This is a genomic window from Bacteroides difficilis (genome assembly GCF_048319815.1).
Lineage (GTDB): Bacteria > Bacteroidota > Bacteroidia > Bacteroidales > Bacteroidaceae > Bacteroides > Bacteroides zhangwenhongii.
The window spans coordinates 980,442-1,005,721 of sequence record NZ_CP182814.1 but is presented as its reverse complement, the minus strand read 5'-3'; the positions used below and the strand labels follow the sequence as shown (position 1 = coordinate 1,005,721).

General features: G+C 44.7%; 18 protein-coding genes and 2 pseudogenes. 9 read left to right on the top strand and 11 right to left on the bottom strand.

Translation table 11 applies throughout. The features are described 5' to 3' along the window. Window positions 1-7: 7 nt before the first annotated feature. Window positions 8-1,414 (bottom strand): annotated as a pseudogene (locus tag ACNOGP_RS03845) (hypothetical protein); the annotation flags it as partial. 201 nt (window positions 1,415-1,615) lie between these two features. Further along, a pseudogene (locus tag ACNOGP_RS03840) lies at window positions 1,616-3,571 on the bottom strand (DUF2723 domain-containing protein); the annotation flags it as partial. A gap of 229 nt (window positions 3,572-3,800) precedes the next feature. On the opposite strand from ACNOGP_RS03840, the gene ACNOGP_RS03835 reads away from it, so the two are divergent. The 9 genes from ACNOGP_RS03835 (at window position 3,801) to ACNOGP_RS03795 (ending at window position 15,432) form a co-directional block, all read left to right on the top strand. Continuing rightward, a complete protein-coding gene (locus ACNOGP_RS03835; protein ID WP_418214111.1) occupies window positions 3,801-4,343 on the top strand; it encodes an RNA polymerase sigma-70 factor in 543 nt (180 codons plus the stop codon). A gap of 57 nt (window positions 4,344-4,400) precedes the next feature. Then, window positions 4,401-5,420, top strand: a complete 1,020-nt coding sequence (locus ACNOGP_RS03830; protein WP_418214110.1) for a FecR family protein — start codon at window positions 4,401-4,403, stop codon at window positions 5,418-5,420. Between the two features lie 175 nt (window positions 5,421-5,595). Beyond that, complete coding sequence (locus ACNOGP_RS03825; protein WP_418214109.1) at window positions 5,596-8,940, top strand: TonB-dependent receptor; 3,345 nt, start codon at window positions 5,596-5,598, stop codon at window positions 8,938-8,940. 18 nt (window positions 8,941-8,958) lie between these two features. Next, window positions 8,959-10,560, top strand: a complete 1,602-nt coding sequence (locus tag ACNOGP_RS03820) for a RagB/SusD family nutrient uptake outer membrane protein (RefSeq protein ID WP_418214108.1) — start codon at window positions 8,959-8,961, stop codon at window positions 10,558-10,560. 64 nt (window positions 10,561-10,624) lie between these two features. Further along, complete coding sequence (locus tag ACNOGP_RS03815; RefSeq protein WP_418214107.1) at window positions 10,625-11,578, top strand: glycoside hydrolase family 18; 954 nt, start codon at window positions 10,625-10,627, stop codon at window positions 11,576-11,578. Between the two features lie 107 nt (window positions 11,579-11,685). Continuing rightward, complete coding sequence (locus tag ACNOGP_RS03810) at window positions 11,686-13,266, top strand: BT_3987 domain-containing protein (protein WP_418214106.1); 1,581 nt, start codon at window positions 11,686-11,688, stop codon at window positions 13,264-13,266. Between the two features lie 94 nt (window positions 13,267-13,360). After that, window positions 13,361-14,629: a DUF1735 and LamG domain-containing protein gene (locus ACNOGP_RS03805; protein ID WP_418214105.1), complete on the top strand. Its 1,269-nt coding sequence runs from the start codon at window positions 13,361-13,363 to the stop codon at window positions 14,627-14,629. Between the two features lie 139 nt (window positions 14,630-14,768). After that, complete coding sequence (locus tag ACNOGP_RS03800) at window positions 14,769-15,110, top strand: type II toxin-antitoxin system RelE/ParE family toxin (protein ID WP_418214104.1); 342 nt, start codon at window positions 14,769-14,771, stop codon at window positions 15,108-15,110. A 4-nt stretch (window positions 15,111-15,114) separates the two neighbouring features. Continuing rightward, window positions 15,115-15,432, top strand: a complete 318-nt coding sequence (locus ACNOGP_RS03795) for a helix-turn-helix domain-containing protein (protein WP_418214103.1) — start codon at window positions 15,115-15,117, stop codon at window positions 15,430-15,432. 178 nt (window positions 15,433-15,610) lie between these two features. Here ACNOGP_RS03795 and ACNOGP_RS03790 read toward each other — a convergent pair whose 3' ends face one another. The 9 genes from ACNOGP_RS03790 to ACNOGP_RS03750 form a co-directional block, all read right to left on the bottom strand. Then, window positions 15,611-16,381, bottom strand: a complete 771-nt coding sequence (locus ACNOGP_RS03790; protein ID WP_186966256.1) for a metal ABC transporter ATP-binding protein — start codon at window positions 16,379-16,381, stop codon at window positions 15,611-15,613. A gap of 33 nt (window positions 16,382-16,414) precedes the next feature. Then, window positions 16,415-17,341 carry a metal ABC transporter solute-binding protein, Zn/Mn family gene (locus tag ACNOGP_RS03785; RefSeq protein WP_418214102.1) on the bottom strand — a complete coding sequence of 309 codons (927 nt, stop codon included), beginning with the start codon at window positions 17,339-17,341 and terminating at the stop codon, window positions 16,415-16,417. A gap of 28 nt (window positions 17,342-17,369) precedes the next feature. Continuing rightward, entirely contained in the window at window positions 17,370-18,134 is a 765-nt protein-coding gene (mnmD, locus tag ACNOGP_RS03780; protein ID WP_418214101.1) for a tRNA (5-methylaminomethyl-2-thiouridine)(34)-methyltransferase MnmD, read from the bottom strand. A gap of 40 nt (window positions 18,135-18,174) precedes the next feature. Then, window positions 18,175-18,654 carry a YqaA family protein gene (locus tag ACNOGP_RS03775; RefSeq protein ID WP_007757080.1) on the bottom strand — a complete coding sequence of 160 codons (480 nt, stop codon included), beginning with the start codon at window positions 18,652-18,654 and terminating at the stop codon, window positions 18,175-18,177. Then, the gene (locus tag ACNOGP_RS03770) at window positions 18,639-19,649 is read right to left on the bottom strand and encodes a hypothetical protein (RefSeq protein WP_186966259.1); all 1,011 of its coding nucleotides are present in this window, start codon (window positions 19,647-19,649) and stop codon (window positions 18,639-18,641) included. The genes ACNOGP_RS03775 and ACNOGP_RS03770 overlap by 16 nt, the downstream gene beginning before the upstream one ends. 7 nt (window positions 19,650-19,656) lie before the next feature. Beyond that, window positions 19,657-20,931, bottom strand: a complete 1,275-nt coding sequence (gene purD, locus ACNOGP_RS03765; protein ID WP_143867180.1) for a phosphoribosylamine--glycine ligase — start codon at window positions 20,929-20,931, stop codon at window positions 19,657-19,659. Between the two features lie 12 nt (window positions 20,932-20,943). Continuing rightward, on the bottom strand, window positions 20,944-23,139 hold the full coding sequence (locus ACNOGP_RS03760; RefSeq protein ID WP_418214100.1) for a DPP IV N-terminal domain-containing protein: 2,196 nt from the start codon (window positions 23,137-23,139) through the stop codon (window positions 20,944-20,946). Further along, entirely contained in the window at window positions 23,132-23,713 is a 582-nt protein-coding gene (locus tag ACNOGP_RS03755) for an ORF6N domain-containing protein (RefSeq protein ID WP_195475859.1), read from the bottom strand. Before ACNOGP_RS03755 ends, ACNOGP_RS03760 begins: the two co-directional genes overlap by 8 nt. Before the next feature lie 136 nt (window positions 23,714-23,849). After that, on the bottom strand, window positions 23,850-25,265 hold the full coding sequence (locus ACNOGP_RS03750; RefSeq protein ID WP_272720983.1) for a THUMP domain-containing class I SAM-dependent RNA methyltransferase: 1,416 nt from the start codon (window positions 25,263-25,265) through the stop codon (window positions 23,850-23,852). Between the last annotated feature and the right edge of the window lie 15 nt (window positions 25,266-25,280).

Genomic DNA, 25,280 nt, shown 5'->3' with positions numbered 1-25,280 from the left:
TAAATTACTATTTCCCTTTCATTCTCGTCACGTACTCGTTGTATAATTGGTCGAGTTGCTCGGAGTAATGTTTTGCGAGTTCTTCTGATTTGTATTTCTCCATTAAGCGAATTTCCGCGTCAAGCAAGCTTGCGTTATATACGAAATTCTCTCCGGCAATGGCAAGCTGGCTATCGTTCAGACTGAGATACCAGATCATATATTCGAGTGACTTGTTGGCAAGGTCGTCAATGATCTTGTTGGCCTTCTCGTTCTGACCTAATTGATAGTAAGATTCTGCCATTTGGAAAGCACCGTTTGCCCAGTCATACGGCACGTTATAAGCCGGAATCATCTTCTCTGCATAGTCGAGCGCAGCGAGTGCCTTATCTTTCTTGCCCTCTTTGATGAGCTGCCCTACGAGTTGCGTGAAGATGCGACGGTGTGTGTAGCACATACGCATCACGTTCTCGTCGATGTATATGCCCGGCTGGTCGATGCCGCCGAACTTGAACTTTTTCATCAGGTTGTCGTACATCTTTTCGCTGTCAATCTTGCTGTCCAGCTTTTCCGTATCGAATGGAGTGAAGCGGTAGGCGAGACCTTCCTGCGTGAAGTGATTACCCATACCCAAATGGTTCTCTCCGCCTACGGTGATTGCCATATAGATAGGACGTTCCCAGTTGGCGTTAGCGAGCATTTCGAGCATCATCAGCTCACTCTTGTAGAGCGCACGTTTCGGGCTCCCATTGGCGTCTCTGAGGGTGATCGTCATATATTCGGGGATAGAGTCGCCCAAAGCTTCCGGTATCTTCATGCCGGAGCGGCGTACAGCTTCTTCGTCTATCTTCATCACGATACTGTCGGTTGGAATCAGCGGGAGCTGTATATCCTTTCCGGTCTTTTTGAGAAGCTCCTTCAGCTGGTCGTTTTTGCCGAGCATCCAGCGGTTGATGATTTCCTTCAGTTCATAAGGGTTCTCACCGAAGATGGAGTGTACGAGCGATAATATGGTCGTATCTCCTTTGGCTGCCAATTCGTTAGCTTGCTTGAAGTAACTGTCGATGAAGGCTTTCATTTCCGGACGTACCGGGATATATTCATTTTGTCCTTCCACATACTCCACACGGTCCCAAGTGATAGGGAGCGATGGAGAATCGTATGCCGGACGTTTCATCTGATCGATATACCAATCCGTTTGCAGGTAGCTTAGGTTGCAGGTACGGGCATCTGTGCGGAAGCCTTCTGTTTCCTGATTGTACCACAAGGGGAAGGTATCGTTATCACCGTTCGTGTAGATGATCGGGTTACCTTTTTCCTGCAGGGTCATCAGGTAGTTCTGCCCGAAGTCACGTGCCACGAAACGGCCGCTACGGTCGTGATCATCCCACGTCTGGCTTGCCATTTGTATGGGGACAAGCAAACAGATGATGGAAAGGATACACGCCATTGCTGCAGACGGTTTGTACGGGACGTAAGTTTCGTATAGCGAGTCGAGCTTATATTGCAGCTCGGCCTCTTCTTCTTCCGTGATAAACTTCGCTCTTTTCTCTTCCAGCGTTTTTCTAATCTTCTCGGCTTCTTCTTCCGTAGCTCCTGCGATGAGGCGTTGTTCGGGTTTCATTCTTGAGCACCACTGAATCAGTCCTGCCACTCCCATACCGACCCAGATAGCGAAAGCATAGAACGAACCGGCATACGCATAGTCACGTTCACGAGGCTGTGCGGGTGTCTGGTTGAGATAGAGCACGATGGCGATGCCTGTCATGAAGAACAGGAAGAATACTACCCAGAATTGCTGGATACCACGCTGGTTGCGGTAAGCCTGCCAGAAGAGTCCGATCAATCCGAGAATCAACGGCAGACAGTAGAATACATTGTGCCCTTTGTTGTCCTTGAGATCTTGCGGAAGCAATTCCTGGTTGCCTACAAGTATGTTATCTATGAACGGGATACCGGTGATCCAGTTGCCGTGTTCTATCTCCCCGCTACCCTGTATGTCATTCTGCCGTCCGGCAAAGTTCCACATGAAATAACGCCAGTACATGAAGTTCAACTGATAGGTGAAGAAGAATTTGATATTTTCCCACTGGGTAGGTATATTTACCATTACCATTTCCCCGCATTGGTCGTATGGCACATCATGGCCTTTCACGTCCACCCATTGCTTGTAAAGTTGGGCGTGTGAGGAACTGTACATGCGTGGGAAGAGCATATTCTGCGCATATTCGTACTCGATACGTCCCGGAAGTTCGATGTAAGAGTCTTTCTCGTCGGGAGAAGTCTTCTCTTTGCGGACATACTTGCTGCCCGTTTCCGACTGGCGGGGGATGCAATAGCCATCTTTTACGTCAAGCGCTACTTTTGAAGAGAAAGCAGGACCGTAGAAAAGCGGACGTGTCCCGTATTGCTCACGGCCGAGATATTCGCCTAGCGTGAAGATGTCTTCCGGCGAGTTCTGATCCATCGGAGTGTTGGCGGTGGAACGGATGACAATCAGCGCGTATGAAGAATATCCGATTACGATCATCATGGTGCACAGCATGGCTGTGTTCATGGTGCGTGCGGAAATACGCCATTTTTCTTTGATTTTAGCCTGTACGTTCGGAGCAAGATAAATGCCCAAAGCGGCAATGACCAGAATACCGATAACGATACTGTTTGGACCATGACCGTAGAACGGGATACCCAGCAAGGCAATCGTCAAGATGAATGAAATAGCCATGCGTGTCTTGTTCTTTTCGGTGTAGCTTTCGTATACTCCCCAGATCAAGGCGGCTGCAAGCAGGACGATATAAACTACAACGCCGGAATTGAACGACATTCCGAATCCGTTGACAAACAGCAGTTCGAACCATCCGCCTACTTTCACAATACCCGGCACAATGCCGTAGAGTACGGCGGCTACCAATACGCCTGAACCGAGTAGGGCTATCAAAGAGCCTTTTGCAGTAGCGTTCGGAGTTTTCTTGTAGTAGTATACCAGTACGATGGCAGGCAGACAGAGAAGGTTCAGCAAGTGTACGCCGATACTTAAGCCGGTCAGATAGGCGATCAGGATAATCCAGCGGTCGCTGTGCGGTTGGTCGGCCACGTCTTCCCATTTCAAAATCAGCCAGAAAACGACTGCGGTGAACAGGGAGGAGAAAGCGTATACTTCACCTTCTACGGCGGAGAACCAGAATGTGTCGCTGAATGTATATACCAGTGCACCGACCAGCCCGCTGCCCATAATGGTGATAAGCTGCCCTTTGGTAATGTTGTTCTCGTCGGTGATGATAAGCTTGCGAACCAGGTGGGTAATACTCCAGAAAAGGAACAGGATACAGGCACCGCTCATCAGGGCGCTCATGTAGTTCACCATTTTCGCAACTGTCGTTACGTCAGAAGCGAACTGTGTAAAAAGATTCGCCATCAGCATGAAGAAAGGTGCGCCGGGCGGGTGTCCGACTTCCAATTTATAGCCGGTAGTTATAAACTCAGGGCAATCCCAGAAACTTGCGGTCGGTTCTATCGTCATGCAGTAGACTGTTGCCGCAATGATGAATGTAAGCCAACCCATGAGGTTGTTTACGGTTCTGTACTGTTTCATTAGCACTATGGTAGTTTATTCGTTAAAAACAGGTTATGCGGTCGCAAAGATAGTGATTTAACTGCATAATGCAGAAGAAAGTAAGATTTATTAAGTATAAGGGCTCTCGGTGGGGAACATTTTTTCTGTAGTCAAATATTCTGTTTTTTGTTTTTCTTCTACCTAATCCACTTCAGTTCTTGATTTATTTTTCTACTTTTGTTCGCTAGCAACAAACACTTGTGATGTCATGGACAACAATATAAAGCTGGAACAAGAATTCGATCTGGTCTTCAAGGCACATTATTCGCTGGTGAAGAATTTTGCCTTCATGCTCCTTAAATCGGGACAAGATGCGGATGACATAGCTCAGGATGTCTTCACGCGGCTGTGGACCAAACCTCAGATTTGGCAGGACAACCTCGGGATAGACAAATATATCTATGCTATGACCAAACATGCCATTTTTGATTTTCTCAAACATAAGCGGATAGAGCGGTCTTACCAACAGGAACAGATGGAAGAAAGTCTTTTCAAGGATTTGTCTCCGTCGGATGGTACGCTGGACGCGATTTATTATAAAGAAGTGCAATTAGCCTTGCAAATGACCATCGAACAGTTTCCCGAGCGTCGCCGGTTGATTTTCGAGATGAGCCGTATCCAGGGAATGAGTAATCTGGAAATTGCGGAAAAGCTCGATATTTCGGTACGTACCGTAGAGCGTCAAATCTATCTTTCCCTGCTCGAACTAAAAAAAATCGTATATATTTTATTTTTTCTTCATTTCATTTGAGTAGTCTTCATAGTTGTGTCGTGCTATATATGTATTCACTACTAATAGCACAACTATATGAAGAATTATTTTCGGCAGATACTGACCTCGTTCACTAAGAATACTTATTCGGAAACTATCCGGCAGAATTTTTATGGATGGCTGACGGACAGGGAGCATGCCGTAGAGAAAGATAAAGCTTTAAAAGAAATCTGGACGGCAGCGCACGCTATGGGTGAAGTGCCTCACGTGGAGAAAGAGCTTCAACGTTGGAAACGGAATAATGGGCTTTACACAGCTTCTTCAGTTCCTGTCGCTCCTAATCATAAAATCCGTGTATTACGTGTTTGGCAATCCATTGCAGCTGTTCTGCTATTGCTGGTTGCATCCTTGGGTTATCTGGTGATGCAGGCGGAGAGAACAGAGAATGATCTTATACAGGAATTTGTTCCGGTGGCCGGGATGCGGCATCTTTCTCTTCCGGATGGTAGTCAGGTTCAGTTGAACTCGAAAAGTACCTTATTATATCCAAAACAATTCACGGGAAAAAAACGCTGTGTTTACTTGGTTGGTGAAGCTAATTTTAAAGTGAAGCCTGACAAGAAGCACCCTTTTATTGTGAAGTCGGATGATTTTCAGGTGACTGCTTTAGGAACGGAATTCAATGTCAGTGCTTATCCCGAGAATGTGGAAATCAGTACGGCACTGTTGTCGGGCAGTGTATTGGTGGAATGGGAAAATCTGACCCGGCAGACTATATTGCAGCCTAACGAACAGTTGGCGTATGACAAAGAGAGCCGCCGGTTCCGGGTATTGCGCCCTGACATGGCAGATGTCACCGCCTGGCAGCGGGACGAACTGGTATTCAACGAAATGACGGTGGAGGATATTATACGCGTATTGGAACGGAAATATGATTATACGTTTGTCTACAGCTTGAGCAATCTGAAAAAAGACCGTTTGAGTTTCCGTTTTAAGGATAAGGCACCTTTAGCCGAAGTCATGGATATCATTGTCGACGTGGCGGGCAATCTGAAATTCAAGATAGAAGGAGATAAGTGTTATATTACACAGAAAGGGAATAAGAAGTCAAAATAACTAAATCAATAACTTAAAAAACACAATAACCGCCCATGAGAAAAAAGTATCCGGAACGGAGCGCCACTCCATCCCGGATATGAAATAATCAACTTTTCCGCATCAGAGTGTTACACTCTGTTGATCTGATCTATGTGAATAACAACCTAGTTAACAAACTAATACTTAAAAGTTAATGCTACAAAATTACACATTTATAGCGGATAAGCGAGGTGTAAGAAGAAGTTTTCTACTCTTTTTCAGCTTATTTTTGCTACAAGTAACAGCTTTTGCTCAAAATGATGTGCGGATCACCATCCGTGAGAACAATATCACAATCATTGAAGCATTGAAGAAAGTGGAAAAGCAGTCGGGATTGTCCATTGGATACAACAACTCACTGCTGCGTGACAAACCTGCCCTCAATCTCAATCTGGACAAAGCCGGACTGGATTATTCTCTCTCTACCATCCTGAAAGGTACAGGCTTCACCTACGAATTGAAAGGTAAATACATTAAAATTATTCCCCAACCGGTACAGGAAAAGACGTCTTCCGGCAAACAAATCAAAGGAAAAGTGACGGATGAAGCGGGCGAACCGCTTATCGGTGTCAATATCCAGGTACAAGGTTCTGCCGGTGGAGTCATTACGGATATAGATGGAGGCTATTCCATCGAAGCTCCGGTGGGTAGCATACTCAATTTCACCTATATAGGTTATACTTCTCAAAACGTGAAAGTGACAGATAAAAGCGTGTATAATGTGACGCTTGCCACTGCTGTGGAACAACTCAACGAAGTAGTCGTGACCGCCCTCGGCATCAAACGCGAGCAGAAAGCATTGAGTTATAATGTGCAACAGGTGAAAGCAGACGAAATTTCCGGCATTAAAGATGCTAATTTCATCAACAGCCTGAATGGTAAAGTGGCAGGTGTCACTATCAACAGTAGTTCTTCAGGTGTGGGTGGAGCCAGCAAGGTGGTGATGCGTGGTGCAAAGTCTATCGAACAGAGCAGTAATGCGCTTTATGTCATTGACGGTATACCGATGTACAACTTTGGCGGTGGAGGTGGAATGGAATTTGATTCACGAGGTGTTACGGAAAGTATCGCCGACATCAATCCGGACGATATTGAGAGCATCTCCGTACTGACGGGCGCTGCCGCTGCCGCCCTATACGGTAGTAATGCCGCCAATGGTGCAATCGTTATCACTACCAAGCGCGGACAAGTGGGTAAGTTGCAGGTGACGGTGAACAGTAATACCGAGTTTGCCCGTCCTTTCGTGCTCCCTGAATTTCAGAACCGTTACGGAACGGGAAGCCGGGGAAAAGACGGAGGCTCTACGATCCTAAGTTGGGGAGCGAAGTTGAATGACGCTTCACGCACTAATTATGAACCGAAGGATTTCTTTGATACGGGACTTATCTTCACCAATTCCGTCACCCTTTCTACCGGTACGGAGAAGAATCAGACTTTCTTTTCGGTGGCATCGGTAAATTCCCAGGGCATTGTACCCAACAATCGTTATAACCGTTTTAATTTTACTTTCCGTAATACGACGAACTTCCTTAACGACCGGATGAAGCTTGACGTAGGAGCCAGTTATATCATTCAGAACGACCGTAACATGACCAATCAGGGTATTTATTCCAATCCCATTGTGCCTGTTTATCTTTTCCCGCGGGGCGATGACTTCGAGCTTGTCAAGGTGTTCGAGCGGTGGGATCCGGCACGTAAGATCAACACTATGTTCTGGCCGCAGGGGGAAGGTGACTATCGTATGCAGAATCCTTACTGGATTGCCTACCGTAATCTGCGCCTGAATCAGAAGAAGCGCTATATGCTGTCTGCTCAATTAAGCTATGACATTACCGACTGGCTGAATATATCGGGGCGTGTACGTGTGGATAACACCCACACCAAGTATGAACAGAAGCTTTACGCCAGCTCCAACCTGACTATCACCGAAGAGAGCGAGCAGGGACACTACACCATTTCCAAACCGGATGAAACACAGACGTATGCCGATGTGCTTGCTAATATCAACAAGCGTTTTGCAGACTTTTCTCTGGTGGCAAACGTAGGTGCCAGCATTGTGAACAACAGATACGAGGATTTCAGCTATCGTGGACCAATTCGTGAAAAGGGAATACCGAATGTGTTTAATGTGTTCGACCTCGATAACACAAAGAAAAAAGCCCGTCAGGATGAATGGCAGGAACAGACGCAATCTGTCTTTGCCAGTGTGGAAGTGGGCTGGAAGAGCATGCTCTACCTTACACTGACCGGACGTAACGACTGGGCTTCGCAACTCGCCAATTCCTCTACGCCCTGTTTCTTCTATCCTTCCGTAGGTCTTTCCGGTGTTATCTCCGAGATGTTGACCTTGCCGGAATTTATCGACTACATGAAAGTACGCGGTTCTTTCAGTTCCGTTGGTATGCCTTATCCTCGTAACCTGACGTCTCCTACTTACGAATACGATGAGGCCAACCAGCAATGGAAACCCAAAACTCACTATCCTATCAAAGACCTGAAGCCCGAACGTACCAACTCGTGGGAATTGGGACTGGATATGCGTCTCTTCAAGGATTTCAGCCTCGGTTTTTCCTGGTATCTGGCGAATACTTTCAACCAGACTTTCGATCCGAAAGTTTCCGTATCTTCCGGTTACAGCAAGATTTATCTCCAGACAGGATATGTGCGCAACTCCGGTGTGGAACTTTCATTGGGCTACGGACATACCTGGAACAACAGTTTGCATTGGGAAAGTAATTTCACTCTCTCTCACAACAAGAATACGATCAAAGATTTGGTGACTAGTTATATTCATCCTGAAACGGGGCTGCCCATCACACAGAATCGTCTGGATGTAGGCGGAATGGGTAAGGCACGCTTCATCTTGAAGAAAGGGGGTACGCTGGGTGATCTTTATACACAGAGCGACCTGAAGCGGGACAATAACGGCATGGTGGAGATTGATCCTTCCGGTACGCTGACCACTGAAGACAACCTGCCGGATATTAAGCTGGGCAGTGTATTCCCGAAAGCCAATCTGGCGTGGAATAACCGCCTCACATGGCGTGGAATCAGTCTAAGCGCACTCTTTACGGCGCGTATCGGAGGTATTGCTTATTCCGCTACCCAGGCGGCAATGGACCAGTACGGAGTGTCCGAACGTTCGGCGCAAGCCCGTGATAACGGGGGTGTGTTGCTCAACGGTCGTACGCTGGTAGATGCGCAAACGTATTACAGCCTCATCGGAAATAGTAGCGGGTTGCCGCAGTATTACACTTATAGCGCCACCAATGTACGTCTGCAAGAAGCTAGTGTAGGTTATACCATTCCCCGCAAATGGCTGGGAGGTGTGTGCGACATCGACGTCTCTCTGGTAGGTCGTAATCTGTGGATGATTTATTGCCGTGCACCTTTCGATCCTGAAGCTGTGGCCAATACCGGTAATTACTATCAGGGCATCGATAACTTCATGTTGCCGAGTACCCGCAATATTGGTGTGAATGTGAAAATAAACTTTTAACCCATTAAATCGAATCGTATGAAACAAGTGAAATCTTTCTTAAAGATATTCTCTCTGACTCTTCTCCTGGCGGGTGGAGCTGCCTGTACGGGCAACTTCGATGAGATCAACCGCAAGGATTACGAAGTGACCAAGGAAGAACAGGGACGTGGGAACTATAATATAGGCTCTACCCTGCGGGGGTTGCAGGGACTGGTAGTGCCTACCAAAGAACACCTTTATCAGTTTATCGAAGCCTTGGCGGCAGGTCCGTTTGCCGGATATTATGGAACTACCCTCGTGCGCACCGATAAATTTGAGACTTATAACCCGTCTGTCGACTGGCAGGACAAGACGTATGGGGATACTTTCATCGAGGCTTATCCGCTTTACCGTGACTTGTTAAAATTGAGTGATGATCCTGTAGCACTAGCGCTTGCCAAACTGCTGCGGGTAACCATCATGCATCGCATGACGGATATGTATGGTCCTATCCCTTACAGCAAGGTCGTGGATCAGCAGGGCGGCATTTCGCTCAATGTTCCCTATGACTCACAGGAAGCCGTCTATAAGCAGATGTTGAAGGAACTGGACGAGGTGACTGCGGTGCTGAAAGAGAATATCACGATGAATCCTGAAGCATTCCGTAAGTTTGATGATGTTTATTATGGTGACATCAGTAAGTGGTACAAGTTTACCAATTCTCTGAAGCTACGTATGGCTATCCGTATGTCTTATGTCGATCCTACTACGGCACAACGAGTAGCACAGGAGGCAGTAGCGGCAGGTGTTCTCACTGAAAATACAGACAATGCCGAGATGAAAGTAGAAGAGAACCGTGCTTCTATGGTTTTCAACGGCTGGTCCGACCACCGGATGGGTGCCGATCTTATCAGTTATATGAACGGATATAAAGATCCTCGCCGGGACAAGATGTTCACCAAAGTGGAAGTGCCGGAAACTGTTGATGGTAAGCCTGTGAATGTATCCGGTTTTGCAGGTATTCGCATCGGTATCAACGTGGTGAATAAGGAAAGCGTGATTGATCGTTACAGCAAGCCGATCATCTCAACCACAAGTCCTTATCCGTGGATGAATGCGGCAGAAGTTACTTTCCTGCGTGCCGAAGGCGCATTGCGCGGTTGGGCGATGGGTGGTGATGCCAAGAGCTTGTATGAGGAAGCGATCACTCTTTCCTTCGAGCAGTATGGGCTTCCTGCCACGGATGCTATTGCTTATGCTGCCAATGCTTCCAATACGCCGCAAGCCTATACTGACCCTGTGGATGGAACCTATTCTGCCGGAGCTGTCAGCGACATTACAATTGCTTGGCAGGAGGGTGACGAATATACTGAAAGGAATCTGGAGCGTATCATTACCCAGAAATGGATTGCCATGTTCCCTTGCACAGTAGAAGCATGGAGCGAATATCGTCGCACAGATTATCCTCATTTACTGCCTGTTGTGGTGAATAACAGTGGTGGTACTATTGACGATACTAAAGCTAAGATACGTCGCTTGTGGTATCCGCCTAGCGAATATTCCGGTAACCGTCAGTATATTCTAGAGGCCGTCGGCTTGCTGGGTGGTTCCGATAATGGTGCTACCCGCCTTTGGTGGGACAAAAAACCGAGACAATAGAAACATCACACAAGAAATGTGAAAACTAAAAAACAAGAAGATATAGAAACTAAAACAAGAAGATATGAATATGAAAATTTCCATTCCTAACATCTTCACTTATCTGTTCCTGCTACTGGCATTGTTTGCTACCGCTTCATGCAGCGACTGGACGGATCAGAAAACCGTTGACATTGACCCGCAGCATGCCAAGGAACAGAACCCTGAACTTTGGGCCCGTTACATGGAAGCACTGCGTACTTATAGGAAAAGCGAGCATTTTATTACCTACGGCAGTTTCGACAATGGTGCCGAAAAACCGAAAAATGAAGGTGCCTACCTCCGTTCATTGCCCGATTCACTGGATATCGTAACTCCGGTACATCCCGAAAGCCTCACTTCTTATGACTGCGAGGATATTCTCCTATTACAGGAAAAGAGCATTAAAGTACTCTATTTGGTGGATTATACAGCCCAAATGTCTACTCTGACCGATGCCGCCAAACTGGGTGCGTGGTTAGACAAGACTATTGCTACTGCTTCCCAATTGGGCATGAATGGGTTTGCCATTAAAGGTACACCTCTTTATGGCGGAACAGAGGCTGAACAGGCCGCCCGTCGTGAAGCGGCTAAGTTAATCGTGTCTAAATTATCTGCGGGATTAAGGGATGATGATTTGCTGATATTTGAAGGTGATCCTGCATTTGTTGATACTGACGATTTGGATAAACTGGATTATGTGGTGTTGAATACCGCTACTATTGCAAATGCTGTAGATTTAAAACTTTATGTAACGAATGTGATAGATAATTTAGCATTGGCTAAAGATAAATTGTTACTTTCTGCTAAAGTAGGGAGTAAGTTAGTCAGTGAAGAAGGTGATAAACTAGACGCTGTGGCTAACATGACTGACCGTGTGATTTCGGTCGGTCCTTTGGGCGGACTTGCTATTTATAATCTGGGTGATGACTATTTTCATACCGGGATGAATTATGAAGTCACCCGAAAGGCTATTCAAATGATGAACTCATCAAGATAAGAGAGAATGGGTAAGAAAGATGAATAATCTATATGATAAAACCTATAAAACAGAATAATGATATGAAAAATAATCTATTTAAATATCTTGTATTTCCACTGTTGTTTATGGCAGTAGCGAGTTGTACTGGGGATGATATCTCTATGCCTGCTGGACAGTTGCCTGATGAGGCTCCAATGAGTATTGTCGGGGGACAGTTGTGCAGTGAGAGAACTTTATCAAGGATGCTAACTGTCAATTTGTATGAAGGCGATGAAGAGCATATTGAAAAAATAAGCTATTCATTGACTAAACCTGCTTTAGGTACTACTACGTTAAAAGTAGTTGCTAATGAGTTATTGGTGAATACTTACAATGATAATCATCAAACACAAATGGAACCATTGCCGACTACCAATGTGCGTATTGATGACGATGGTGTGCTTACCATAGCTAAAGGAAAAAAAATATCAGCTCCCATTAAGCTTGCCATTTCTTCTGAAGGACTAAAGTCTGGTACGCTTTATCTGTTGGCAATTACTTTGGAACAGGTTCCTATGGGGATAGAGCTACAAACTGAAAAACAAGTACTTTATTATAGGATAGGTTTCCGGGAAAAGGTTACAACTACTAAGGATGAAGGTGGCTATTTAATTGATATACCACCATTATTGCCTAACATAACTTCGGTATTTTATGTAAATACGGAAACTTACCAACCTCTGATTGTAGCAGCATGGGGCATTAAGGCGGATGATTTCGGCTCTACCCCTCCTGTATATAGTTTGGGAAATATTGTAAATTTGAAAAAGGCGACAATAGATTATAATGTTGTCAATCAACGTACTTCGCTTAAATTGGGAAGTGATTTGTGTTATGTATTAGAACATAGGGATAAATATATTCGTCATCTCTTGGAATATGGTCGTAAAGTGTGTATTTGCATTGAGAATGGTGGTAAGGGGGTAGGTTTCTGTAATATGACAGATGCCCAAATTGTAGATTTTGTCGGTCAAGTAAAAGAGGTGGTAAATCGTTATCAGCTAGATGGTGTAAATCTTTGGGATGAAGATAGTAAGTATGGCAAAGAAGGTATGCCTGCTTTGAATACTGTTTCTTATCCAAAACTGATAAAGGCATTGCGCAATGCATTGCCTGATAAGTTATTGACATTGGTAGATAAAGGAAATGCTACTAAATACTTCTATGATTCAGGAAAATGTGCTGGTATTAAAGTGGGGGAATACATTGATTATGCATGGCATGGCTATGCGTCATCGAAGGATGACTTACAGATTATCAATCCTGATTTAGAAGAAAATACCCAAGCTTATAGTAAATATACACGCAAGCCTATTGCAGGATTGGATGAAAAATGTTATGGAAGCGTGAATATACCTCTTTATCTTAATAATGATTCACAGCATAGAGAACTTATGTATGAGATGATAGCCCAATGGAAAACGGAAAGGAAGAAAAATAGTGATATTTTGGTTTTTGGATTTGACTTAATAGGACAAGAATATGCTGAAATGGAGGGGGCTGTTATGTCAATTTTTGATAGTAGTTTTGCTCCTTTTATGGATGATGGTGATAGTTGGGATTTTGATATAGACGATTTTGAATATGGACTATATATGTATGTCAATTATTTGCTGGATGCTCAAGTAGGTAATCCTATAGACAATGGATACCATAAAGATTGGTAAAACAATAAACTTATTGTTTTTCTGTGCTCAAACAGTTACCTAAAAGTCGAACATATATTGTTTGTCTTTGATTAAACTTAAAATAATAATAAGTATGAATATAAAAAGAATATTTCGAGGTGTACTTACTACTGTAAGTTTACTGATTATTGTAACCATGACAATGTTACTATGTGTCGTAGGTTGCGACAATAAGGACTATAGCAATGCCTCACCTTTTGATAACGTAGTATATCTGGATGCCGCCCAACTGAAAGATGTATCCAATTTCACATTCAACCGTACCATAAAGACGGGGAAAAAGGAGATTTCCGCTTTGTTGGCACGTCCCGCAAGTGAGGATATCAATGTCGGTATCAAAGTAGATGCTTCGCTGGTTGATATTTATAATGCCCGTCTTGGCGCTAACTATACAATGCTTGATGCCAAACATTATAAATTGTCGGCAGGTCAGACTGTAATTCCACGGGGTGAAATCAGTTCCAAACCTGTCACTATTGACTTCTCCGGTCTTATTGATCTTGAAATTGATGCAGGTTATTTGCTTCCCATCACTATTGACCAAGTCTCGGGTGGTATGGGTATATTGGGTGGTTCAAAGACTATTTGTTATGTGGTACGTCGTTCCAGTGCCATCACTACGGCTGTCAGCTTGAAAAACAATTTCTTTGAAGTACCGGGCTTTGATAAAGGAAGTCCTACGGCTGCTGTAGTGAACAATATGAAACAACTCACTTACGAGGCTATCATTCGTGTGAATGACTTCAAAAATGGGGTAGACGCGAGGGAAATATCTACCATTATGGGTATCGAGCAGTATTGTTTGTTCCGTTTGGGTGATGCGGGTTTCCCGGCACAGCAGTTGCAATTCTCTTGTAATGAGATTAAATTCCCCAACGCTGACAATAGTAAGTTGTTGCAGGAAGGTGAATGGTATCATGTGGCAGTCACTTTCGATACAGAAAAGAAAGTGGCAGTCATGTACGTAGATGGTCGTGAACAGAGTCGCATTGAGGATTATGGGAAAGGAGAACCTATTAATCTGGGTATGCAGAATCGTGGCAAGGACTTCATGTTCAAGATAGGTCATTCCTATGGAGAACCTACCGATTTTTCCCGTCAACTTGATGGTGAAATCTGTGAGGTACGTGTTTGGAACGTGGTACGAACACAACAGGAGATCTTTGATAATATGTATAATGTAGATCCTACTACTTCCGGACTTTGTGCCTACTGGAAGTTTAACGAAGGACATGACGACATTGCTGAGGATTACACAGGGCATGGAAATGATGCTCATGCACATACATCGCCTGCTATTTGGCCGGAGGGTATCGAAGTGACGCAGAAGAACAAGGAATAGCTTTTGGGATAAGAAAGTAGAATGATAAAATGCCCCGCCAAGCAGAAATGATTTGGCGGGGCATTTGAACTAAAATACATTAGTCTTTGTTTCCAAAATAGGAACGTTTTTTGTATCTTTGCTTCGTAAATGCAAAGTCATGGAGGAAAAGGCAAGATTCAATGTGATATATATGGAGGAGGCGATTAAGTTCTTGGAATCCTTGGATGAAAAAGTAAGAGGTAAAATTGCTTATAATATAGGAAAAGCCATGCTAGTGATAGACAAGGAGTTATTCAAGAAAATGGGCGATTCTGATATTTGGGAGTTTAGAACTTTGTATAGTGGAATGTCCTACCGTTTGCTTGCATTTTGGGATACTGATAATGAGACATTGGTTATTGCTACTAACGGCTTTGTGAAGAAAACCCAAAAGACACCATCAAAGGAAATTGCGAAAGCAGAAGAACTAAGAAAAATATATTTCAACTCTAAAAAGTAATGATATGGAAGAAATGAAAGTTTATACTCATGAAGAAATGCTGGATAGAGTAGTAGGTACAAAAGATACTCCAGCACGCAAAAAATACGATACTGATATTAATAACTTCCTTATAGGTGAAGCTATTAAGCGGGCAAGAGAGGCTAAAAATCTTACCCAAGAACAATTGGGTGAGCTTATGGGGGTTAAAAGAGCACAAATATCGAAAATAGAAAGTGGGAAAAGTATATCCTTTTCTACGATTGTAAGGGCATTCAAGGCAATGGGAGTGAAAACTGCAAGCTTGGAACTTGGCCCTCTCGGTAAGGTTGGCCTTTGGTAATTTGGCTGATTTATTTTTAGATGCAAACAAGAAGAGTTATTTTGGCCTTACCTAATAAACAAAAGCTTATGTCTGTTGATGTGATAAAGCAGGAAAATTAAGCAGGTCTGGTTGGATTATCTTGTTCCGCAAGAGGAATATTTTTACACTCTAAATCGCTTTTTGCATGGCAGTATTTTTAATGATGGTGATGATGCTCTCCTAAAACCCGGTGAGGCAATGTGCCGTGTCCCAATAGCTCGATGGGGCAGTTGAAGTTCCTTTCCAGCCATTCCGTAGTAACGCCTGTGTCCGGATGGTAATCCAGCGTTTCGTTGACACAAGCGATGGATTTTACCTGTTGCAACACGGTGCCGATGTCGTGGCTGACAAGGATGATGGCGCACTCTTTATTGATTTCAGCCAATAATTCATAAAGACGCGCTTCGAAACGCTTGTCGATATACGTGCTGGGTTCATCGAGAATCAATACCGCAGGGTCGGAGATGATGGCGCGCCCCAACAGGGCACGTTGCAGTTGTCCGCCGCTTAATTGTCCGATAGAACGGTGTTCGAGCCCTTCCAGCCCCATACGGGAGATAATCTGTTTGCCTTTCTCTTTCTGTTCGGAAGTGAATCGGGAGGTGAGAGACTTTTGTATGCTCAATCCTGACAGGATCACTTCTTCCACCGAAATAGGAAATTTCTTGTCTATGGTGCTGTACTGGGGAAGATAGCCGAGTGAGGGCTGAATATCAGGTCCTTTTGTCACAGGAATATGTAGAATAATCTCTCCTCCTGTCGGTTTCAGCAGACCGAGGATACACTTGATAAGCGTTGTCTTACCACCTCCGTTGGGACCGATAATACCTAAGAAATCACGTTCGTAGACGTTCAGATTGACGTCATGGAGAACAGTGCGGCCGTCATATCCGGCGGATAGGTTTTTTATTTCGATGATTGGTTTCATTGCTTGAAATGGCTAGGCGGGTTCTTGATTCTTCTATTTCGCTTCAGCTTGCGTAGCAAGTGCTCGGGCTACGTTCAGCATTTCTTCTTCCCAATCATAGCTTAACGGATTGATGGGGACAACTTTCGTTCCGGTTTGCTGCGCGATGGTTTCCGCATTGCGTTTGTCAAACTCCGGTTGTACAAAGATGACCTGTACGTTTTCTGCCCGACATAGATCTATTAATTCCTTCAAATGGGCAGGAGAGGGTTCTTTTCCTCCTTCTTCGATAGAAATCTGGTGCAGTCCGTAGTCGCGGGCGAAGTAGGAGAGAGCCGGATGATAGATCATAAAGGCTTTGGCTGCCTCCGGTGAAGAAAGTTGTTGGCGAATCAGGCTGTCGGTATGTTGTATACGTTGGCAGAGAGAGTCGTAGCGAGCCATATAATAGGCGTCATTGGCCTTATCCAATTGGCTGAGGGCTTTATAGGTATTTCCCGCAATAATTAATGCATTGGCGGTAGAATTCCATATATGCGGTTCTACAGCATGGATATGGCCGTCGTGGGGGCTATGTCCGTTTCCATGTCCGTGGTCGTTATTGTTCAAGATAAGGTCGATTCCTTTGGAAGTATCGAATACCTGAATATGGGGCGTATTGTTCATCAAGCGGTCCATCCAGGTTTGTTCGAAGCCGATATATCCGATGCGGAAGTAGGCTTTGCTATCCCCTAAAGAAACAAGTTGCTGGGGGACCGGATCGTATGTTTCCGGGCTGGAACCTTTGGGAACCATGCTGATTACTTTGAACTTATCTCCCGCAATGGCTTCGGTGAAGTAACGTTGAGGCTCCAACGTAACCGTAATTACAGGTTTCTCTTCATTACTGTTGGTTTGGGAGGGGCGTCCGGCACAGGCTGCCAATAATAGGCAGACACTTCCCAAGAATAGGTTTCTTATATCTTTTAGTTGTTTTTTCATTGGTCTTTCTATTTCGTGATTTTCTATCTTATTTCTCATTTCTTGTTTTTCGGGCGCGCAATATCTCCCGTTTTCCTCCCGGAGGTCCCGGAAGGCGTTCTACTGTGAATCCGGCTGTTTGCAACATTCTCCGGACAACCCCTTTGGCACAATAGGTAGTCAGGATTCCGCCTTCGTCTAATAAAACGAAAAGACAGTTGAATAGTTCTTGCGACCACATTTCCGGTTGCTTTTCGGGGGCGAAAGCGTCGAAGTAAACTAGGTTAAATGGAGAATGGAGAGTTGAGAATGGAGAGTTGACTACGCTGTCATTGGCATTGTCCACTCTCAACTCTCCATTCTCAACTCTCAACTTATTCACGTCCGTTTCTACTTTCTGTAGTGTGAAGTGTGGAGTGAGTTGCACGTCTTTCCCCCAAGGTGATGTATGAAGCAGCTTAAACAATTCGATAGCCGGTTGCTGCCGGTCGCTCGTTGTTAATTGTTCATCATTGGAGATATATTCTAGTTGCTCTATCGTCTGCCATTCCAAAGGATATAGTTCCAATCCGGTGTAATGTATATGCCGGCCGCTCTGTTCGGCCTCTTTGAGGGTGAGCCATGCGTTTAATCCGGTGCCGAAACCTACCTCAAGAATACGTGGGGCGGTGGAAGCGGAAGCCTTCAGTCCCATCTCAATAAAGATATGTTGAGATTCCGTGCGTGCTCCTTTCGTCGAATGATAATGTTCATTCAATTCCGGAACAAACAGGGTAGCGCTCCCATCATCGGTTTTCTCAATAATTCTTTTCATCACTCACTCTAATGCTTTGTTATCTAATATTCTTACATTCTTATGTTGCCACTGCATCCCATGCGCTTTCGAGCACATATAGGAGAAGGATATAACGTATTAGTTTGCCGAGAAACATAGAACCTACCGTAATCCATGTGTTGCTCCGCATAAATCCCAGTGCGATGGCAATCACTTCCCCTATGGCGGGGAGAAAGGCAAAGAATGCCATCATGGCTCCTTTCCCTTGCAGGAAGTTTACCATCTTGTCTACTTTTTCTTTCTTTACCTTGAAATATTTCTCAATCCAGGCGATTTTGCCTAAACGTCCCATGTAATAACATGTCATTCCTCCGGCGGTATTCCCCAAAGTGGCGGACAACAGACAGGCGATAGGAGGCAGACCAAGCTTGATTAAGGCTACCAATACCAGTTCGGAACTGAAAGGCACGATGCTCCCCGCCAATAAAGCCGAGATAAATAATCCCGGAAGTCCCCATTCTATGAGGAGTTGTATCGCTGAGTCTATAAAAGCGTCCATATATTGAATGCGAATAAAAGGGTGAGACTGACTAAGGAAATGATGAAAAATACATTCGAACTTTTGCTATTGGTCAGTACAAAAAAGTGTCCTATCAGAATACTGTTGCTAATCATAAGCAATGGCAACAGGTCATTGCAATAATTCGGTTGGATGGCTATCAGCAGGAAGAGGAAGATGGTCAGATCTATCAGGAATTGCAGATAGGCGCGTGTGCGTATCTTATCTTCAAATCCCGCAGCGATGCAATGAACCGCACTGACAATAAACAGCACAAGCAGATATCCTAATATCGCCAGTTCCCAAGACTGAAGGGTCTGTAGGTGGAAAGCTTCTCCGAAAGTTGACAGCTCGATAAAAGGACGGTAGAACAGGTCCATCTCATTGTAGAAGAATGCGTGTCCGAACAGAAACCAGTAAGGCAATATCCAGCCGAGCAGTGCCCCGCAGAAACTGCGTAGGGTGAGAGATTGGAAACGATAAGCCTCAAGTATCCAAAGTACCGAAAAAACAGTAAGTTGGGGAAAAATGATACTTCCCATTCCGATAAAGAGGAAGGAATAAAAAAGGTAACCCGCCGCGTGTGATTGTTGGTAGCTTCTGAACAGGAAATAGATGGATATCAGAGAAGCCAAAGCGGCAATATCTCCCGCATATAGCAGATGCATCTCCGGACAGACGGTGACAAACAGGAAGTAAATGGCTGTCTGCATGGAAGCCCTCATGCGGATAATGCCGAACTGATTGTTCAGTTCTATTAAGAAATAGCCGATAATGGCGTAGATTAGAAAGCTGACGATCCGTTCCGCCCAGCCCGGAAGCAGGAAGCTCTGTATGGATTGCCAGAAGAAAGGCTGGTTGCCCTGTGTGGGGATGGATGCGAGTTGGGGAAATAAAAAGGAGGTCGACACCCAGCAAAGAGTGCAGATAAGGGTAACGGCAGGCAGGGTGAACCGTCCTGCCGTTACTTGATTCTGTAACCTTTTATTTCTCATTCGTCTGTTATAAATCGAATCCGATATCGCGGCGGAAGTACTTCTTGTCGAAGTTGATCATATCCGCCACCTTATAGCTCTGCGCCAATGCTTCTTCTTTGGTTGCACCGTAAGAGCAAACGGCGATGACACGTCCTCCGTTTGTCACTACCTGTCCGTCTTTCATTGCTGTTCCGGCATGGAAGATGATACTGTCCGTAGCGGCAGCTTGTTCCAGTCCGCTGATGGGGAATCCTTTTTCGTAGGCTTCCGGGTATCCGCCACTGACGAGAATGACACAACCGGCTGAACGTGGATCCATAACCAATGTCTTTTCGTTCAGATTGCCTGCGGCAGTGCCTTCAAGCAGTTCGACGAGATCACTTTGGATACGGAGCATGACGCTTTCTGTTTCCGGATCGCCCATACGGACGTTGTATTCGATAACCATCGGCTCGCCTTTTACGTTGATAAGTCCGAGGAAGATGAAACCTTTGTAGGTGATGTTTTCTTCTTTCAGTCCGTTGATTGTCGGTTCGATAATACGTGTGCGTACTTTCTCCATGAACACTTCATCGGCGAACGGAACGGGGGTTACACTACCCATACCGCCTGTATTCAGTCCTTTATCGCCTTCGCCGATACGTTTGTAGTCTTTGGCAACGGGGAGGACTTTATAGTTTTCTCCATCTGTCAGTACGAACACGGAGCACTCGATACCACTTAGGAATTCTTCGATGACAACAGTTGCAGATGCAGAGCCGAACATACCACCGAGCATTTCTTTCAGTTCTTTCTTCGCTTCATCCAGAGTAGGAAGGATAAGAACACCTTTTCCGGCACAAAGTCCGTCAGCTTTCAGTACGTAAGGAGCTTCCAGTGTTTCGAGGAAGGCCAGACCTTCTTCGATGTTGGCGGAAGTAATGCTCTTATAACGGGCTGTCGGGATATGATGACGCATCATGAAGCCTTTTGCAAATTCCTTGCTTCCTTCCAGCTGTGCTCCCTGTGCGGAAGGGCCGATAACAGCAATATGTTTTAACTCCGGACGATTCTGGAAATAGTCATAGATTCCTTCTACCAACGGATCTTCGGGACCTACTACTACCATTTCGATGTTTTCTTTCAAGGCGAAAGTACTGATAGCGTCAAAATCAGTTGCTTTGATATTGACATTCTCGCCTACGGCAGTTGTTCCGGCATTACCCGGTGCAATGTATAGTTTTTCAACTTTCGGACTTTGGGCTATTTTCCATGCAAGTGCATGTTCGCGGCCGCCCGAGCCTAGTAATAATATCTTCATAATGAGTTGGTATTATAGATGTTCTTCAAAATATCGGGTAATTTTCTCGTGCAGATGTACGCGGTCACGGCCCATTACGTTGTGTTTATGGCACGGGTAAATGAACAGGTCGGGATAAGTGCGTGCGTCTACGCAGGCTTTCATGAACGATAGGGTGTGCTGCGGCACACAGGTGTCATCATGATCATCGTGAATGATCAACAGATGGCCTTTCAACTGTCCGGCTAAGTTCTTCAAATTACATTCCTTGTAGCCTTCCGGATTCGTTTCGGGCGTATCCATATAGCGTTCGCCGTACATTATTTCATAGTACCCCCAGTCTATCACAGGACCTCCGGCAACACCTACTTTGAATATTTCCGGATAGCGGAGAAGCAGGGCAGTAGTCATGTGCCCTCCGAAACTCCATCCATGTACGCCGATACGCTCACTGTCCACGTAAGGCAGGGATTTCAGATATTCTATACCTTTTACTTGGTCTTTGCCTTCTTCCACACCGAGACGACGGAAAGTGGCGTTCTCAAATGCCAGTCCACGGTTACTGCTGCCACGATTGTCGATGGTGAACATGATATAACCTTTATTTGCCATATAAGTATCCCATCCGCGTGCACCGTTCTGCCATCCTCCGGTGACACATTGTGCATGAGGACCTCCGTAGACATAGACGATAACCGGGTATTTCTTGCTTGAATCGAAGTCTGCCGGTTTCATGATTCGGAAATGCAGGTCGGTAGTGCCATCGGCTGCTTTGATTGTTCCGGTTTCGATACTTGGCATTTGGTAGCCTTCGTAAGGACTTTTGGCGGTTAGCAGATTGACGGTTTCTTTGAACCTCTTTGTGTCTACTAGATTGATAATGCGGGGTTGGTCTTTGGTCGAATAACGGTCGATAAGATATGTGCCGGATGCATTGAGCAGTCCGTTATGTTCGCTTTCTTGAGAGGTGCTGAACGGCTGACTCATCTTTCCGTTGCCGGTGTTAACGGCGAAATGTCCGCTCTTCAACCCCTCTATGGCAGTGAAGATGATATCTTTGCGTTTGGCATTGAATCCCAGAATCTCACTTACCAACCAATCTCCTTTAGTTAGTTGTTTTACCTTACAGTATTGACGGTATGTGCCACCGTTGGCAGAAGTATGTGTTTCGGGATATATCTTGGTGCGTGTATCGAAGAGATAAAGGTGGTTGTAGCCATCCCGCTGACTTTGGTAGATGAACTTGGTGTCATCCCATGGCAAGAATACGATTGGATTTTGCGGTTCGACGTATTTGGGATGTGTCTCTTCATATAAAGTCTGCATCAGCTCACCTGTCTCTGCATTATATTGGCAGAGTTTGGCATGGTTCTGATCGCGGTTTACCTCTATGAGATAAAGACTTTTTTCGTCCGGTGCCCAACTGATATTGGTGAAATAACGATTGGTGGGATCGCCTGTATTCAAGTAAATGCTTTTATCGGTAGAAGGGTTATAAATACCGACTTGTACCTTGTGGCTGGTCATTCCGGCCATCGGATAACGTATGTTATTTACTTCTCCTACACGTGCTGTGATGTCTACAAGAGGATATTGAGTCACCATACTTTCGTCCATGCGGTAGAAAGCGAGCAAATTGCCTTTCGGACTCCAAAAGGTTCCTTTGTTGATACCGAATTCATTGCGGTGCACAGATTGCCCGCAAACGATACCTTCGGGTTCGTTGGTGATTCGTCGTCCGTTGACATACAGGTTATTTTTTACGGTATAGGCGAGATTCTTATTGATAGCATAGTCATAGTTGGCAGATGGTTCTTTGGGCAGGTCATCTCTGCCGATAACTTCTCCCTTCTTCCAATTGTAAACAGCATAGCGGACGTTTCTAGGCAGCAATACTTCCGTTTTGTCATCCCAGAGGAACCGGAGGTCGTAAAGATGAGATAACTTTGGGTATCCGGCAGATGCCAGTGCTTTGTTTACTTGTTCACGGGTGAACAGGACTTCTTCTTTTCCTGTTTGGGGTTGAATCGAATAAAGAGTGTCGATGCCCGGTTTGATGCATTCGTCACCCCACCATTGCAGTCCGTACAGGTTTTCTGCATAGAGGTAACTCTCACCGCCCGGAATCAGTTCTTCCAGCGTCGGCTTTTTGGTTTCTTGTGCCATAACATTGAATCCGATTGGTAGTGCCAACAATAACAGAATAGCTCTTTTTCCAATTTTACTCATTGCTCTTTTCTTTATTATTTGTTTTAAATCCTTCTATTTTTACTCTGTCCAAAGGAGTCTGCTTTGATTGGATAATTGCACTTATTTTTGCAAAGGCATTAAATAGGTCGTCAAATTGTTTTTCGTAACTTTCTCTATCAGAAGTAATATCTTCTTCGAGATATTCGATGCGTTGTTTTAATTCTTCCAATTCTTTTTGAGGAACATTAGATAGAAGATATTGGCGCATACGTACAAAAGCGCGAATAATATTGATATTCACTTCCACAGCGGTCTTGGATTTGAGGACGCTAGATAACATGACTATACCATATTCAGTAAATGCAAATGGAAGATATTTGATGTTATGTCCTTGTCCAGTTTTCAAGGTCGCAATTTGCGACCTTGAAAACTGGACTTCTTCTTTTGTTAGCTCGAACATAAACTCAGCAGGAAAGCGCTCGATATTACGACGCACTTGTTCTTTGAGACGTTTAGTCTCAACTCCATACATTTCTGCTAAATCAAAGTCAAGCATAACCTTTTGCCCTCTGATTTCGTATATTTTGTTTTCTATAATGGCTATATCATCCATTTTTGACTGGTTCCGATTTTCGGTTGAACATTAGAACTATGATGTAAACTTGAAGTTCCAAATTGGAATTTCAAGTTTTTAATTAATTATTAACTAGTGAATTATGGAGCGAATAAGTGCCCAAGGTTGAAACAACTTATTCCTCTTCCTTCTTCGGAATTCTCGGCTCCCGGTTCCCCCTAAATTCTCTTGGTCCTCTCGAATCTCTTCCTTCACGGAATTCTCCGCGTGGTTTTCTATCTCTGTCACCACCTTTGAAATCACCACCTTCTTTACGTGGCTTGTATTCTCCCTCTCTGCGAGGTCTGGACTCACCTTCTCTGCGTGGCTTAAATTCTTTTCTTTCTCTGAATCTTGGAGTCTGTTCAGTTTCACCTTCTTTCTTCTCTTCACCCTCTTCCTGGCTCTTGAACTCTTTGTATTTTCCGTCAAAAATCTCATATTTGCGGAACTCACACTCTAATGGTCCATTGAACAAAGGAACCTTCTGGCTTGCCTTCAAACCAATCTGGTCGAAACACTCTTCCCGATAAGAAAGCACCCATGCTTCGTTTCCTACAAACGCATGTTTCAGACGTTCGCCGATCATTTGATAGAGACCGAGCAAATCGTTTGTAGAAATACGTTCTCCATAAGGAGGATTGGTAATGATGATTGATTTCTCTTTTGGCTGTTCAAACTGTTGGAACGGTTGGAGTTTCAGCACGACGTCTTTCGACACACCGGCAGCTTTTATATTGTGAGTTGCAATCTCATTCGCTTTCGGATTGTTATCATACCCATAAATCTTATGAGCAAATTCACGCTCCTGGCTGTCGTCATTGTAAATCTCATCGAACATATCCGCATCGAAATCCACCCATTTCTCGAAAGCAAATCCTTTACGGAATACTCCCGGTGCAATATTCTTTGCAATCAGTGCCGCTTCGATAGGAATAGTGCCCGAACCGCACATCGGGTCAATCAGGTCGCATTCTCCACGCCATCCAGTCATCAGAATCATGCCGGCAGCCAACACCTCATTCAACGGAGCCTCTACCGCTTCCTGGCGATAACCGCGACGGTGCAGTGATTCTCCTGAAGAGTCCAAAGACAAAGTGCAAGTAGTCTGTGCAATGTGAATATTCAGCAGTACGTCCGGATTGTTGATGCGGACAGACGGGCGTTTCCCGGTTTTTTCGCGGAAGTAATCCACAATCGCATCCTTTACCTTATATGAAACGAACTTTGAATGGCGGAATTCTTCGCTGAACACTACCGCATCAATGGCAAATGTCTTGTTTACATCAAGATATTCTTCCCATGGAATGGTTTGTATCTGATTATAAACCTCGTCTGCATCTTTAGCAGTGAAGTTTTTAATTGGTTTCAGAATGCGGATAGCAGTACGAAGGCAGAAATTGGCTTTATACATCATACGTTTATCTCCACTGAATGAAACCATTCGACGGCCTATTTGAATGTCGTTGGCTCCTAGTGTTGTCAGTTCCTCTGCAAGTATCTCTTCCAGTCCTTGGAAGGTCTTGGCTATCATCTCGAATTGTTCGCTCATATATAGTTATTTGAT